We start from the raw sequence: 14,557 nt of genomic DNA, 5'->3' as shown, positions 1-14,557 counted from the left end.
CTTTATCTGTGCGTGGCAAGTGAAATTTCCTTCAGTAAACTAGTAAGTCGTCGGACGATTCACTGGTGATTTTACGAAGGAAAAATCAGCAGCTTCGTCCGACGACTTCATCTGTGCGTGGCAAGGGAAATTTCCTTCAGTAAATTATTAAGTCGTCGGACGATTCACTGGTGATTTTACGAAGGGAAAATCAGCAGCTTCGTCCGACGACTTCATCTGTGCGTGGTAAGGGAAATTTCCTTCAGTAAACTATCAAGTCGTCGGACGATGCCAGCAAACAAGCTGCGCTTGTTCCCTGGTGAATCGTCCGACGACGGCGGCGTACCTTTATTGGGAATTAAACCCTAGAAACGTGCGTTTTACCCTATTACTCCTCGCGCTTTTTAGCGCCAGCCTATCCGCCCAAAACTGTACTGAAGGTTGCGGCTCCATCTCCGGCATCAGCTGGTTGGACGAGAATGAAAATGGCATCCGCGACGTCGGTGAGCCTGGGGTAGCTACCGATGTGCGGCTATTGGAAATAAATACAGGCAATCTGTACGTCATCTTCACCCAAGACGGCAACTACACCTACCCTAATTTGGCGGCGGGCAATTACCTCGTTGAATTCGGACCTCAAGATCAGAATCTATCGCTCACGCTCAGCCAACAGGGCGATGACCCGACGGTTGACAGCGACCCACTACCCGGTTCGGTAGCTGTAGAAATCCAGCTCGGCGAAGGGGAAGACGTAACGTCGGCGGCGGATATCGGCTGGGTCACGGGAATTGGATGTGACCTGACATTTCAAGAAACCCGTTCCCCTTCGTGTGACAACCCAAGTGCCGATCTGGAGATCATAACCCGCGGCCTTGGTCAGGCAACGCTAACACTAAACGGGGTAGTGATCGGGGAAACCATTAATGACACCTTCCTCATCAATAACGTGGAGCCCGGTTTTAACGACCTTACCGCCGTTTTTGCCGATGGGTGCCAGACCTTCATTACCTTCAACGTAAGCGCCCCGGACCCTTTCCTGGGCATTGAACAGATAGGATCTTTTTGTACTGACCCCGGCGCAGTAACCCTCCAGGCTGTCCACGACGACGCTTCGCCGGTGTTGGGTTACCTCTGGAGTGATGGTAGCACCCTACCCTTTTTAGTTGGGGTGGAATACCAGCAGGAGTATAGCGTAACGGTATCCTTTGCTAACGGCTGCGTAGCCTCAGCATCTTACCAGGTTCTACCTACTGAGGTCGTCTTCCCCGATACCGTTCGCCTGTTGGACTGCACCATCCTGACCGACACCTTTCGCTTACCCGTTGAATTTGTCCCTGGCATTCGTTTCCAATTACTGGAAGGCCTTAATGATCCTGTGACCATAACGGAGTTTGTGTTCGACACTACAACTACTTACTTCGTGGAACCCGTAGAAGAAGAGGCTTGCTGGGTGGAAGGTTTTGGAATAATCGAGGATGGCCGCCTTGACAATCTCGTATTTGAGCAGCGCAGACCCGACGACTGCTTACTGGAAGAGGCCACCGTATTCGTCTTCAACCCTGAGAGCTCCCTGACGTCTCCGGACATCACCTTCAACTTCTTCGGACCAGCTGAAATTAGGGTTAATGCTAACGAACGTTCATTTGCAGAGCTTTTAGAGGCCAACGTGGGCACTTACTCCGTGGAGGTGAGCACCACCTGTGGAGATACAACCATGTTCCTGGACGTTACCATTCCCGATACCTGCGACTTTGCTCCGAACGTCAGCGGCTTCGTTCGCCTCAATGACGACGGCACCTGTAACGCTTCACCGAATCTAAGCGGGGTGGGTATCCCGGGAATAAACGTCCGTCTCAGCAACGGGCCGCGGGAGTATTATTTCGTAACTGACTCCGCTGGAAAGTGGGAGGGCCTTGTGCTTGCTGGCGATTACGCCGTAACGACATTCGCTCCATTGGACAGCTCATTAGTAGGCTGTGGCACTCGGGCGATCGGTACGGATGATGATGGTGATCCTCCGATGCTTATTTCCCCTATGATAGAAGTACAGAACTGTGCTTCTTTAAACGTAGAGATTGTCAGCAGCCGTTTCCGCCGTTGTTTCGAAAATAGTGCCTACGTAAACTACGCGAATCGAGGTAGCAGGTCCGCCCAAAACACCGAGCTAAAAGTCACCGTCGACCCGCTATTCGAAGAAGTAACCGCAACGGCTGACTTCACTCGCGAAGGCGACACCCTGACCTTCAATTTGAGCGACATAAATGCCTTCGGCAACGGTCAGATTCGAATCGACTTCATCGTCAGCTGCGAATCAGATTTTGGCCAGCTCCACTGCATTGAAGCACAAATCACCGCAGATAATGCCTGCAACCCGGGTGATGGCATCGCCCTGATCGACGTCCGTGGCGCCGGCTGTGAGACCGATTCCCTATTCTTCGACATCCTCAACGTAGGGACGGAGGCCATGACGGAGGACCTGGAGTATTACGTGTACGTTAGCGGCCAGCTCTCTCAGGACTACTCACAAATCGTTCCCGGCCTAGCTGGTGGGGAAAGCTTACGCTTGTCCTTCCCAGCGACGGGAGAAACCGTGCAGGTGATCGCCCGCCAGAGCGCGGCGGCTGGTGCTACGGGGGCCATCTTCCCTTCCGCCATCATTGAATCCTGCGGCGGTGTAATGACGGGCAACGCCACCAAAATCAGTTCCGACAACGAGCTACTCGGGCGGGCCACGTACTGCCGGACCAACCAGGGTAGCTTCGACCCTAACGAGAAGTTGGTCTTCCCCACCGGCCTCGGCGAGGATAATGACGTCCAGCCCGGTACCCGGTTGACCTACGAGCTTCACTTTCAGAACACCGGTACGGACACGGCCTTTACGGTCGTCATTCGCGACACCCTCCCCCTGGAATTGGACCTGGAAACAATCGAGTTTGGTCCCGCCAGCCACGATTACACCGTCATGGTGGACAACGGCCGTGCCCTCACCTTCCGCTTTGACGACATCAATCTGGTGGACAGTTTCACCAACGTACCCGGCAGTATGGGCGTCGTTTCTTTCACCATTGATCACGATACGTCGCTGCAACGGGGTGACCGCTTCCAGAACCGGGCGGGCATCTTTTTTGACTTCAACGAGCCCATCATCACGGAGTACGCCCGTACGCGGCTGGCACCTTTGGACCTGATGGTCTCCGCCGATGCCCATCTCGCAACTGAAGTGACAGCCCTGGAAATCTACCCGAACCCCACTGCGGATCGCCTGCGCATTACGCTGACCGAAGCGCCGACTGCCTCCGGGCTCGAGGTGATCATTCAGAATGCCGTAGGGGCAGAAGTAGCTCGCCGACCCTTTCAGGGTACAACTACGGAATTGTCCGCAGCCAACCTACCCGACGGATTCTACATCGCCACGCTGGCGGGAGCGGGACGGGTTTACGCTATGGGGAAGTTCGTGGTGAAGCACTAGGATCTAGGATAACGAATAAGCGGGGTTGGCTCGAAACCGTTAGGCCAACCCCGCCCGTTCGATCTCATCCGCGCACACACCACTTTTAAGGGCTTTGATGGAGAACGTAACCAGTTCTCCCGCTTGCGGCTCCGTAAAGCGCAGGTTCTTCCGCCGAAAGTGAAACTCCTCCAGCGTCCCTTCCAGCCGCAGATAGCCGTATCCCTTAGTCTCGAGGTAAAATAAGATCCGCCCGGTGTGTTTCCCCGTCATAGCCCCGAAGGTAACATCTCGCCGGGCACCCGGTGAAATAGGACGTAAGACCCTGAAAGGGTCCCCCATAACCCAGGGTCCCAAGGCCGAAGGCCGACGACCCTGGGAGTGGATGTGAAAGGGTGATCAACCCCCCAAACGAAAAACGCCACCATAACCCAAAAGGTCATGGTGGCATTCAACCCCGGCCAAAGGCCGGATATGTCCGGTGGATATTACTCCTTAATCGCACCGTCCCGCTTAGAAGCGGAGTAGTTAATCTTTAGCTGGTTCGACTTACGCAGCTTCGTTTTTACGTCCTGCACGATACCCATCGTCACTTCGCCGTCCACGCGGAGGGAAGAGGTGATGGCCGGGCGCTTAGCCTCGGGCAGTTTCACTTTGTGTTGCTCCAAGAACAGGGGGATATCATCCACCGTGGATATCTTGTCGCCCAACTGGATGCGGGGGGAGGTACCGTAGACCTCAGCGTACTGCGGTGTAGGGCGACCAATGTAGATGTAGTTTACCAGGGACTTCTCGTCGAGCTTCGTCAGCTGGGTAGCGTCGGGCGTATTGACCTTTACCTTTAGGCTGGAGTCACGCAGTACGGTTACCATCATGAAGAAGAAGAGCAACATGAAGATGATATCCGGCAGCGAGGCGGTGGAGATCGCGGGGCTGGACTTACCGCGTTTTTTGGAAAACTTTGCCATGAGGCTTTGTATTTTTTGTGGTGAACTAATCGGGTAGTTCAAAGATGCCGATCGGGCCGGCAGTGGTGGGAAGAGGGGAAGAAAAAGGGGAGCAAAAACGCGGGGCGTTAGTGCTCCCCCTTAGTTTCTTTCTTCACTATTGCTCCTCACCGAAGTTGGTAGGCTCCGCTTCGGAGAGTACCATGGGGATCTCCGTTTTAATGGCCTTGCGCTCGGCGAAAGGCATGTCATCGGAGTAAGGCTTACCATAGCGTTTCTGGGATTCTTCGTCCCACAGCTCATCGTAAGCGCCCTTGAGCTCGTTGTAGACGGCCAGGTAGGTCGTGTACTCAGTTCCCCGGTCGTTCTTCAGCGAGATGATGGCACGGTCGGGGCTCTCCGACATGTTGGCCAGCTTACTCGGGTTGCGGATGAACTCTTTGGCGGCTTCCCGGAGGAGACCGAGCTTCATGGGCTCATCCCGGACGAGCAGGTCATTCTGGGCGTTCACGAGCACAGAAAATACGTTGCGCTCCTTCAGTTGCTGAATGTCCGGCTCTTCGTCAGACCATGGCGGCAACTTTACGAGGATACCCTTATCCTCAGCGATGGTGGTAGTCACCAGGAAGAAGATGAGCAGCAGGAAGGCAATGTCTGCCATGGATCCTGCATTGATCTCATTGTTCATCCGGTCTCTCGTCTTGGTCTTAGCCATGATGGGGGATATTTAGAGGATTACTTGAAAATGCCCCGGATGCCAAAGACAATCAGGGAAAGGATGGAGAGGCCAACGAGGACTACCGCCGCGATGATGGAACCACTGACGAATTTCAGGGTGCCACCGTCAAAGTCCGCACCCTGGTCGGTGTTGAACTTATTGATGGAGTTCTGGATGGCTGCGGACTCTTCCGTTAGATCGTTGTTGGCTACGGAGTAACAAACAAAGCAGATCACGATGAGGAGAACGGCACCGATGATGCCCTTCAAAGATCCTTTAGGGTTGGAAGCTACCTGACCGACACCGAAAATGATGGCGGCGATGAACGCCAGGCCGGTAAGCGCCATGGAGGCGTACAAACCGAAATCAAATGCGCTCGTGTTGTAGCGCGCCAGTTTGGCGTCTCCGGTAAGCGAATCGTCGGTAAGGGACGTCAGAACCGCAGCGTCGGTGGTGAAGATGTTCACCATGAAGATGAGGACGACCAGCACTCCAATCCCGAAAGCCAGCGCCTGACCGTATTTATTTAAAAATGCGTACATGCTAGATTGGATTATGAACCGAAGCGGCGAGATGTTGAACGGGGCCACCCACCGGAAAATTCCTTACTTACAATCCCATTCGGGGTAAGCTGCCGACAAAAGATGCAGGCAATCAGAATTAGGGTGGGTGGCTCGGTCAAATATTCTTTACCGCAGCCGGCTCCATTAAAAGGAGAGCTGAATTAAGCGCGGAAGCTGTTCGTCGTAGCCATGGTATCAACCAAAGCGATTGACGCATCCTCCATCCGGTTTACGATACCGTCGATCTTGTTGACGATGTAGTTGTAAAGGATCTGGAGGATAATGGCCACTACCAAACCGAATACGGTCGTCAGCAGGGCTACCTTAATACCACCGGCAACAACCGCTGGGGAAAGGTCACCAACTGTTTCAATTTTGTTAAAGGCCTGGATCATACCGATTACCGTACCCATGAACCCAAGCATGGGTGCAATGGCGATGAAGAGCGAGATCCAAACGAGGCCACGCTCGAGGAGGCCCATTTGTACGGAACCGTAGGAAACAATGGCTTTCTCCACTGCGTCGGGTCCTTCTTTCGTGTGGCGGAGCCCTTCGTAAAGGACGCTGGCCGTGGGGCCGGCCGTAGACTTCGCTACTTCCTGCGCGCCAGCAACGTCACCGGCTTCCAAACGCTCACCGATGCGGCTGAGGAGTTTGTCGGTGTTGGTGGAGGCCAGGTTCAGCGTGATGATACGCTCGATACAGAAGGCCAGGCCGAGGATCAAACAGACGAGTACGATGGCCATGAAGCGCCAGTCACCGTCGATGAAATATTTCTTGAGGATTTGGTATCCGGATGCAGTTGCCTCATCCTGGGCCGCTAGGTTTCCAGCGGAGATAACCGCCAGCGCGAGGGTGGCCAGTATCTTGTTAATGTGTCGCATAGCCTTAATTGGTTGACGAAAGATTTGTGTGAAGTAAAGAAGTCTTGATCGACCTCCCCGTGAAGGGGGAGATGGGTTTGTAATGTAGGGAATATCCGTTAGGAAAATAGCTAGTCTTTTCGGACGAATACTCGCAGAGCGGAGAGAGAGGGATGACTCCTTCGTCGTGATCGCTAAGGCTCAGAGTTCGAACCAACGAGACGACAACAGGCAATTCCTTCCTTTCCAGAGCGGAGAGAGAGGGATTCGAACCCTCGAGACGGTTACCCGCCTATACGCTTTCCAGGCGTACCTCTTCAGCCACTCGAGCACCTCTCCTATTGTAATAGGTAGCAGCTTGCGTACGAGAGAATGAGCTACCATTCTGCAAGCTGTCCAGTCATGTCAATCGATCGGCGGTTGCCCGTTGGCGTTGGTCGATCGAATTAGTTAGCCGAACGTTATTATCCGTTAACTAATCGCAAAAATTGTAAAAACGATCAACAAAACAAAATTTATATCGGTGATCGCCCGGATTAAGATTTAGGTTTTGGCCGCCATCCCTGCTACCCAAGGTAGGCCAGGCTGCGCAAAGCGGTCAAGTTCAAAGAGTTGCCACGCATTTTCGGTCGTTTGTCGGCTCACTTCAGCGACGGAAGTTTTCCAGAGGCTGGCCACTTTTTCTGCCACGTTTGGCAAATAAGCAGTTTCGTTGCGTTTTCCGCGGTAAGGTACCGGCGCCAGGTAAGGGGCATCCGTCTCCAGCAAAAGCCGATCGTGTGCCACTTGTTCGATTACCGGGCCTAGCCCACCATTCTTAAAAGTGGCAACCCCACCAATCCCCAGGTAGAACCCCAGTTCGATGGCACGCTCCGCCTGACGGAAATCTCCGGTAAAACAGTGGAAGACGCCGCGGAGGCGGTCATCCCCTACCCTTTCGATCAGGGCCAGTAGTTCGTCAATGGATTTCCTGGCGTGGATACAAATTGGAAGATCCATCTCAATGGCCCATTCGCACTGAATGAGGAAAGCTTTTTCTTGTTGCTCCCGGAAGGTGACGTCCCAGTGCAGATCCATCCCAATCTCGCCTATTGCTACCCACTTGCGGTCCTGGTCGAGATATTCCCGGACTATGGCCAGCTCTTGTTCGTAATCCGCCTTTACGCTGACGGGGTGGAGGCCCATCATGGCGAGGGTACGGTCGGGGTAGTCAGCCTCCAATTGCAGCATGGCGGCGTGGCTGCTGGAGTCCACGGCCGGCATAATGGACAGCTCCACCCCCACGGCGGGAATGCGCTCCATCATCGCGGCGCGGTCGCCCGCAAATTTGTCGCTGTAGAGGTGGGTATGGGTATCGATCAACATGGGTTGGGGATAGGATGTAATGAACACTCAATTTGGTGGGTGGGGCTACCTTTACCCCATGCCCAAAACGAAGCAAAAGAAATTCTACGTCGTCTGGCTCGGCCACGTTCCGGGCGTCTACCTGACCTGGCCGGAAGCCAAACGGCAAGTGGACGGCTACAAAGGTGCAAAGTATAAAAGTTTTCCCTCCCGCGCCCAGGCCGAGGCCGCTTACGACGGCGGCTTCCACCGGTACATGACGGCGGCCGTGGCGGCCAACAACAAAACATCGCACCTGCGGCAGCGCCCAACTTCCAAACGCAAAAGTAACGCCCCCACCACCCCGGGCATCCTCGCTAACAGCATTTCCGTGGACGCCGCCTGCTCCGGCAACCCCGGTAAAATGGAGTACCAGGGCGTCACGACCGCCAGCAAAAAACAACTCTTCCACCGCGCTTTCCCGCTCGGGACGAATAACATCGGCGAATTCCTCGCGCTAGTCCACGCCCTCGCGTTTCTCAAAGCCCAGGACAAAGGCGACCTGCCCATCTACAGTGACTCCCAAATTGCCATCGGCTGGGTCAAAAAAGGGAAGTGCAAGACGACGTTGAAGAAATCAAAAAAGACCGAAAGCCTCTACGAATACATCGAAAAGGGAGAAGCCTGGCTGAAGGAAAATAGCATCACCAACCCGATCTACAAGTGGAATACGAAGGCGTGGGGGGAGATTCCGGCGGATTTTGGGAGAAAGTGAGTTAGTAGCGTAGTCGGGTAATTAAGTCCGTATAAACTTCATCCGGTACTTCGCATCCGCCTCCCCCTTCTTGATCTTCTCCAGCTTCCGGTTGATCATCCGGCGTTTGAGGGGTTTGAGGTACTCGGTGAATAAGATACCCTCGATGTGGTCGTATTCGTGTTGGATGACGCGGGCGTTCATGCCATCGAAAGTCTCGGTGTGCTCCACGAAATTTTCGTCGTAGTAGCGAATGGTGATCTCTTCGGCGCGCTCCACTTCACCGGTGATGTCGGGGATGCTGAGGCAGCCTTCGGCGTAGCTGCAATCGTCGCCGGCTTCTTCGAGGATTTCCGCGTTGATGAATACGCCGCGTTTGCCGAGGTGTTCTTCGCCCTCGTCGTGCATCGGCCCGGCATCAATCAAAAATAGCCGGATGCTCTTCCCGATTTGGGGGGCGGCGAGGCCGACGCCGTTGGCATTTTCCATGGTCTCCCACATGTCCGCGATCAGTTTTTCGAGCCCGGGGTAGTCTTTCGTGATGGGTTTGGCTACTTTTTTGAGCACGGGTTGGCCGTAAGCGTAAATCGGAAGAATCATTGGGGGAATGGTTAAGGTGGGGCAAATGTAGCTTAGGCGAGGGTCTCCATGAAATCCTGCAGAATGATGGTGGCGGCCAGTTTATCGACGCGGTGTTTTTCGCGGCGTTTCATCTTCGGCACCCCCATTTCGATCATCGCTTCGAGGGCGCGTTTGGAGGTCCGAAATTCATCCTGCCGGTGCAGTTTGATATCGGGATACTTCTTACTGAATTTGCGCTCGAACCCGATCACCTCGTCGTTGATCTTGTTCGGCGTCCCGTCTTTGTGCAGGCTTTCGCCGACTACAAGGTCCCCGACTTCTTCCTCGGCCAGGTACTTATCCAGCCAGTCAAGCAGCTGCCAGGTCGGGACGGTTTCCAACCCGTTTGCGGTCAGGCGCAGGGGGTCCGAAACGGCAATACCAGTCTTTTTGGAGCCGTAATCGATGGCCAGGATGCGGGACATAAAGTGACTTTTAGAGTAAACGATTCAGCTTCGTTTTTGGATGCGGGCGCTGCCGCGGGTGCCAAGCAATTGGGGTGAACAAAGGGATGACCTGGAACGGAGGGAAGGGCTTAATTGCTAAAGACTTCCCTACAACCACAAATACTCATCCGCCCGGTGCACCAGCCGGCTGACCAATCGGGCCGTCACCCCGTCCCGATCGTATCTGGGGTTGAACTCCGCAATATCCATACCCACCGTATTACCGATGGATAATAGTTCAGCGAGGGCACCCAGGACAAAGTGGGGATCAACTCCCGTAGGGTTCGGCGCGCTCACGCCCGGGGCCACGCCGGCGGGGAAGGTATCGAGATCAATCGTAAGGTAAAGGTGGTCGACGGAGGCAGCAAAAAAGGCTAATTGCCGCAGTGACCGTTCGGGGTTAGCGTACAGGGTTTCGTCCGACAAAACGTTAACCGCATACTTTTCGGCCACCCGGAACAGCTCCGGCGTATTGGCGGCCGCCTGGATGCCGGCAGCCAGGTAACGGACGTTTCCCCCCATCTCCGTCAGTATCTGCCGAAAGGGTGTACCCGAAGTCGCTCCGTTGGTGGGCGACCGGAGATCGAAGTGGGCATCGAAATTGATGATGCCAAAGGTTCTACCGGGATCGTTGTGGGCGTCGTACAATCCCCTAAAGTGCCCGTATGCAATGTCGTGTCCACCGCCGATAACGATGGGCTTCCCCCCGGCCTGGCAGATCTGGCTTACCCGGAGAGCCAGTTCCTCTTGCGCGGCTTCCAGGTTCCCGTCGGGGCAGATGATGTTACCCGCATCCCAACGGCGTTTGGGGGAAGTTCCCTCCGCCAATCGACCCAGGTAGGGGCGAGCGGTATCCGGCCCCGCCGCAGCGCCGATTCTTCCCTGATTTCGCCGTACCCCTTCCTCTACCGCGTAACCGAGGATAACCGTCTGCCCCTTCAGATCAGGCTGTGCTTCCACCGCTGCGGATAGATCCAAAAAGCTACTGGATTGGTACCAGTACTGCGGCCCCAGCCGCGGATCGACGGACCGGCCCGTCCATAAGGAAGCATCCGCCGGCTGGTAGTAATTGCTCATGATAAAGAGTGATTGGGGTTAAATGTATTGTCCGTTCACGTAAACCCGGTCAATGAGCCCTCCGCCAAAGTAGTAACCGAGTGATACGTAGGAGTCGAGAAGATTCGTCAGTATCAAATTGGCCCGTTTGCCGACGGTGATGGAACCTACCTCTTCGGCCAGCCCCATCGCATAGGCTCCGTTGATCGTGGCGGCGTTGATGGCCTCCGCTGGCGTCAACTTCATCTTACTGCAGGCCAGGGCGACGACGAAGTTCATATTCCCCGACGGGCAGGACCCGGGGTTGAAGTCCGAAGCCACCGCCAGTGGCAGACCCGCCTCAATCAGTTCGCGGCCGGGCGTGTAGGGAATGCCGAGGAAGAAGGAACAACCGGGCAAGGCCACCGGCATCGTGTCGGAACCTTTAAGGGCGGTAACATCCTCTTCCTCGAGTTCTTCCAGGTGGTCAACGGACAGGGCACCGTGCTTGACGCCGGCCCCTACCCCACCGATGGCGTTGAACTGATTGACGTGGATCTTCCCCCGCAAACCAAACTTTGCACCGGCGGTCAGGAGGCGTTCGGTATCGGCCACGTCGAAGTAACCCTTCTCGCAGAAGATGTCGACGTAGTCTGCCAGTCCCTCTTTGGCAATTTGGGGGAGCATTTCTTCGCAGACCTGCCGTACGTATTCCGCTTTATCCTCTTTGTATTGGGGTGGCAGCGCGTGGGCGCCCAGGAAGGTGGCTCTCACGGGAAACTGGAATTCCTCCCGCAGCCGCCGGATGACGCGCAGCATTTTCAATTCTCCCTCCAGATCCAGCCCGTAGCCCGATTTTATTTCAATGGCCCCCGTTCCCTGCCGGATGACGGTCATTAATCTTTCCCGGCTCTGCTCGTACAAGTCCTCTTCCGAAAGTTGACCCAGTAGGGCTGCGGAATTTACGATCCCGCCACCTTTGGCCGCGATCTCGGCGTAGCTGAGCCCCTGGAGCCGGTCCAACCACTCCCCCTCCCGGTTCCCGGCGTACACCAGGTGGGTATGGGAATCGCACCAGGAAGGAAGCATCAGTTGGCCGGTACAATCAAGTTCAAACCTGACTCCGGTGGGGCAGGTGGCCATCTCCCCAAAGCCCGCAATGAGGTCATCTTCGATGAGTACCCAGGCATTTTCCAGCAAGGGCAGCTCCGCCATGTCCGCGCCGGCGACCCGCGTGGTTCCCGGTGGCCGGATTTGTAGGAGTTGGCGGATGTTGGTGAAGAGGGTTTGCATTTGTTGAGTTTGGTTGAATGGTTTGGGATGGGTGGGATATAAAGTACTGGTTGATTTAGAATTGGGCTGACAAGACTGAATGGCCAAATTTGTAGAATGGACCACCTGACGGTGTGCCATCGCTACGCAAGCCGGCCCTTCGGGACGGGAAGTCACGCAGCGCCGCAGGCCTCCCCAACCTCCCCTACTCCTGCGAAATTAAAGTAGCGATCTAACAGTAGCGAGTAGGCCATATTTGTAGAATGGGCCACCTGACGGTGTGCCATCGCTACGCAGGCCGGCCCTTCGGGACGGGCAGTCACGCAGCGCCGCAGGCCTCCCCAACCTCCCCTACTCCTGCGAAATTATAGCAACCATCGGATAGTAATATGGGCCAAATTTGTAGAATGGGCCACCTATCGGTGTGCCATCGCTACGCAAGCCGGCCCTTCGGGACGGGCAGTTACGCAGCGCCGCAGGCCTCCCCAACCTCACCTACTCCTGCGAAATCAAAGCACCGAGATGAAAAAGTGCTGTCCTATTAATCAAAGAAACTTGCTCGGAGCTAATCAAATCAACCCTTCCAACAAATCCTCCTCCACCAATTCCGCCACCGTCACCCGCAAGCCCGGTGTTCTTTCCATTTCCCGTTCGATGGCAAATCGCGCCTCTGCATTCCGAGCCCAGCTCCGTCGAGCGATGCCGTTGTTGACGTCGTAGAAGAGCATGTTTTTCAGTTTTCGAGTGGCTGCTTTGCTGCCGTCCAACAGGAGTCCGAAGCCGCCGTTGATGACTTCGCCCCAGCCGACGCCGCCACCGTTGTGGATGCTCACCCAGGTAGCTCCGCGGAAGGAATCGCCGATGACGTTATGGATGGCCATATCCGCCGTAAAGCGGCTGCCGTCGTAGATATTGGAGGTCTCGCGGTAGGGGCTGTCCGTCCCACTCACGTCGTGGTGGTCGCGGCCGAGGATGATGGGGCCGAGTTCACCATTTGCTACCGCTTGGTTAAAGGCCTGAGCAATTTTGATACGCCCTTCTGCATCCGCATAGAGGATACGAGCCTGGCTACCCACTACCAGTTGTTGGCGTTCGGCGTTGGCGATCCAGTCGATGTTATCCTGCAGTTGGCCTCTGATTTCCGGGGGTGCAGTTTTTAGAATTTCGACCAGGATTTGATGGGCAATTTCATCCGTTTTGCGGAGGTCTTCGGCTTTGCCGGAGGCGCAAACCCAGCGGAAGGGGCCAAATCCGTAATCGAAACACATTGGCCCGAGAATATCTTGCACGTAGCTGGGGTAACGGAATTGGGCTTCCCCGTCTCCCATCACGGCGGCTCCGGCACGGCTGGCCTCCAGCAGGAAGGCGTTGCCGTAGTCGAAGAAGTAGGTCCCCTTCTCGGTGTGGCGGTTCACAGCCGCAGCGTGACGGCGTAGGCTTTCCTGGACCAACTCCCGGAACCGGTCCGGGTCCTCCGCCAGCAGGTTGTTGCTCTCTTCGTAGGTGAGGCCGGCCGGGTAGTAACCGCCGGCCCAGGGGTTATGGAGGGAGGTTTGGTCCGACCCTACGTGGATGAAGATGCCTTCTTCGTCGAACCGTTCCCACACGTCGATCACGTTGCCTACGTAGGCGAAGGAGATCGGCTTACCCCTTTGCATGGCATCCTGCGTCAGCGCCACCAGTTCGTCAATGCTATCGGTGAGGTGATCTACCCAGCCCTGCTCGTGGCGCTTGCGGGCGGCGGCGGGATTGACCTCCGCGCAGATGGTGACGCAACCGACGATGTTACCCGCCTTGGGTTGAGCGCCCGACATACCGCCGAGGCCCGCCGTGAGGAAGATCTTGCCCGCCGGCGTTGCGCCCTCAGGAAGCATTTTTCGAAAGGCATTCATCACGGTAATCGTGGTGCCGTGGACAATCCCCTGCGGGCCAATATACATGAAGGAACCCGCCGTCATTTGGCCGTACTGAGTGACGCCGAGAGCATTAAATCGTTCCCAGTCGTCCGGCTTGGAATAATTGGGGATCATCATTCCGTTGGTCACCACCACCCGGGGGGCATCCGGCGAAGAAGGGAATAAACCCATGGGGTGGCCAGAGTATAGATGCAAGGTTTGCTCGTCCGTCATTTCGGAGAGGTACTGCATGGTAATTAAATACTGCGCCCAATTTTGAAAGACTGCGCCATTACCACCGTAGGTAATTAATTCCTCCGGGTGCTGAGCTACCGCCGGGTCCAGATTATTTTGAATCATTAGCATGATGGACCGCGCCTGAAGCGAATTCCCGGGATATTCCGCGAGGGGCCGAGCATGGATAGCGTACGCCGGTTTAAAGCGGTACATATAAATTCGGCCATATTCATTTAATTCCTCGGCAAACTCCCGCGCAAGTTCCTCGTGCCATTTGGCGGGGAAGTAACGCAGTGCATTTTTAATCGCCAGGGCTTTCTCCGCTAAAGATAAAATTTGCTTGCGCTTGGGGGCGCGATTACTGCTGGGCAGTTCGCGCTTGGCGGGCAATTCGTCGGGAATCCCCGCCTGAATTTGCGTTTTAAAGTCAACCATGGTCTTGATCATATTAATTCC

The 14,557-nt window shown here is 55.4% G+C and carries 13 protein-coding genes and 1 tRNA gene; 2 read left to right on the top strand and 12 right to left on the bottom strand.

The annotated features are described in order from the left end of the window. The first annotated feature begins 352 nt into the window (after positions 1-352). Entirely contained in the window at positions 353-3,448 is a 3,096-nt protein-coding gene (locus A3850_RS08275; protein ID WP_068215505.1) for an SdrD B-like domain-containing protein, read from the top strand. Between the two features lie 39 nt (positions 3,449-3,487). Here A3850_RS08275 and A3850_RS08270 read toward each other — a convergent pair whose 3' ends face one another. From A3850_RS08270 to A3850_RS08240, 7 genes are all read right to left on the bottom strand, one after another. Continuing rightward, positions 3,488-3,700 carry a hypothetical protein gene (locus tag A3850_RS08270; RefSeq protein ID WP_068215503.1) on the bottom strand — a complete coding sequence of 71 codons (213 nt, stop codon included), beginning with the start codon at positions 3,698-3,700 and terminating at the stop codon, positions 3,488-3,490. 215 nt (positions 3,701-3,915) lie between these two features. Next, the gene (locus A3850_RS08265) at positions 3,916-4,395 is read right to left on the bottom strand and encodes a biopolymer transporter ExbD (RefSeq protein WP_068215502.1); all 480 of its coding nucleotides are present in this window, start codon (positions 4,393-4,395) and stop codon (positions 3,916-3,918) included. Between the two features lie 136 nt (positions 4,396-4,531). Continuing rightward, positions 4,532-5,089, bottom strand: coding sequence for a biopolymer transporter ExbD (locus A3850_RS08260; RefSeq protein WP_068215500.1), 558 nt, complete (start codon positions 5,087-5,089; stop codon positions 4,532-4,534). A gap of 20 nt (positions 5,090-5,109) precedes the next feature. Continuing rightward, positions 5,110-5,634, bottom strand: a complete 525-nt coding sequence (locus tag A3850_RS08255; RefSeq protein WP_068215498.1) for a hypothetical protein — start codon at positions 5,632-5,634, stop codon at positions 5,110-5,112. Between the two features lie 182 nt (positions 5,635-5,816). Beyond that, a complete protein-coding gene (locus A3850_RS08250) occupies positions 5,817-6,539 on the bottom strand; it encodes a MotA/TolQ/ExbB proton channel family protein (RefSeq protein WP_068215496.1) in 723 nt (240 codons plus the stop codon). Positions 6,540-6,770: 231 nt separating this feature from the next. Next, positions 6,771-6,857: transfer RNA gene (locus tag A3850_RS08245), tRNA-Ser, on the bottom strand. A gap of 204 nt (positions 6,858-7,061) precedes the next feature. After that, positions 7,062-7,883, bottom strand: a complete 822-nt coding sequence (locus tag A3850_RS08240) for a TatD family hydrolase (protein WP_068215494.1) — start codon at positions 7,881-7,883, stop codon at positions 7,062-7,064. Between the two features lie 58 nt (positions 7,884-7,941). Between A3850_RS08240 and A3850_RS08235 the strand changes: the two genes are divergently transcribed. Beyond that, positions 7,942-8,616, top strand: coding sequence for a viroplasmin family protein (locus A3850_RS08235; protein ID WP_068215492.1), 675 nt, complete (start codon positions 7,942-7,944; stop codon positions 8,614-8,616). 21 nt (positions 8,617-8,637) lie between these two features. On the opposite strand, the gene def is transcribed toward A3850_RS08235, so the two are convergent. The 5 genes from def to A3850_RS08210 all read right to left on the bottom strand — a co-directional run bounded on the left by def (position 8,638) and on the right by A3850_RS08210 (position 14,548). Beyond that, positions 8,638-9,195, bottom strand: coding sequence for a peptide deformylase (gene def / locus A3850_RS08230; protein ID WP_068215491.1), 558 nt, complete (start codon positions 9,193-9,195; stop codon positions 8,638-8,640). A 32-nt stretch (positions 9,196-9,227) separates the two neighbouring features. Then, the gene (ruvX, locus tag A3850_RS08225; protein WP_068215490.1) at positions 9,228-9,641 is read right to left on the bottom strand and encodes a Holliday junction resolvase RuvX; all 414 of its coding nucleotides are present in this window, start codon (positions 9,639-9,641) and stop codon (positions 9,228-9,230) included. Between the two features lie 129 nt (positions 9,642-9,770). After that, positions 9,771-10,739 carry a formimidoylglutamase gene (gene hutG, locus A3850_RS08220; RefSeq protein WP_068215487.1) on the bottom strand — a complete coding sequence of 323 codons (969 nt, stop codon included), beginning with the start codon at positions 10,737-10,739 and terminating at the stop codon, positions 9,771-9,773. Positions 10,740-10,757: 18 nt separating this feature from the next. After that, positions 10,758-11,990: an imidazolonepropionase gene (gene hutI, locus A3850_RS08215; protein WP_068215485.1), complete on the bottom strand. Its 1,233-nt coding sequence runs from the start codon at positions 11,988-11,990 to the stop codon at positions 10,758-10,760. A 548-nt stretch (positions 11,991-12,538) separates the two neighbouring features. Then, positions 12,539-14,548, bottom strand: coding sequence for a urocanate hydratase (locus A3850_RS08210; protein WP_068215483.1), 2,010 nt, complete (start codon positions 14,546-14,548; stop codon positions 12,539-12,541). Between the last annotated feature and the right edge of the window lie 9 nt (positions 14,549-14,557).

Origin of the sequence: Lewinella sp. 4G2, assembly GCF_001625015.1 — a bacterium.
Lineage (GTDB): Bacteria > Bacteroidota > Bacteroidia > Chitinophagales > Saprospiraceae > Neolewinella.
Note: the sequence above shows the minus strand (reverse complement) of the source record. Positions and strands in the feature narration are given on the sequence as shown.

Excerpts from the sequence above, each read along its gene's own strand:
- ruvX (WP_068215490.1), bottom strand. The coding sequence starts at position 9,641 with ATGTCCCGCATCCTGGCCATCGATTACGGCTCCAAAAAGACTGGTATT.
- A3850_RS08210 (WP_068215483.1), bottom strand. The coding sequence starts at position 14,548 with ATGATCAAGACCATGGTTGACTTTAAAACGCAAATTCAGGCGGGGATT.
- A3850_RS08235 (WP_068215492.1), top strand. The coding sequence starts at position 7,942 with ATGCCCAAAACGAAGCAAAAGAAATTCTACGTCGTCTGGCTCGGCCAC.
- hutI (WP_068215485.1), bottom strand. The coding sequence starts at position 11,990 with ATGCAAACCCTCTTCACCAACATCCGCCAACTCCTACAAATCCGGCCA.
- A3850_RS08255 (WP_068215498.1), bottom strand. The coding sequence starts at position 5,634 with ATGTACGCATTTTTAAATAAATACGGTCAGGCGCTGGCTTTCGGGATT.
- A3850_RS08240 (WP_068215494.1), bottom strand. The coding sequence starts at position 7,883 with ATGTTGATCGATACCCATACCCACCTCTACAGCGACAAATTTGCGGGC.
- def (WP_068215491.1), bottom strand. The coding sequence starts at position 9,195 with ATGATTCTTCCGATTTACGCTTACGGCCAACCCGTGCTCAAAAAAGTA.
- A3850_RS08265 (WP_068215502.1), bottom strand. The coding sequence starts at position 4,395 with ATGGCAAAGTTTTCCAAAAAACGCGGTAAGTCCAGCCCCGCGATCTCC.
- hutG (WP_068215487.1), bottom strand. The coding sequence starts at position 10,739 with ATGAGCAATTACTACCAGCCGGCGGATGCTTCCTTATGGACGGGCCGG.
- A3850_RS08260 (WP_068215500.1), bottom strand. The coding sequence starts at position 5,089 with ATGGCTAAGACCAAGACGAGAGACCGGATGAACAATGAGATCAATGCA.
- A3850_RS08270 (WP_068215503.1), bottom strand. The coding sequence starts at position 3,700 with ATGACGGGGAAACACACCGGGCGGATCTTATTTTACCTCGAGACTAAG.
- A3850_RS08250 (WP_068215496.1), bottom strand. The coding sequence starts at position 6,539 with ATGCGACACATTAACAAGATACTGGCCACCCTCGCGCTGGCGGTTATC.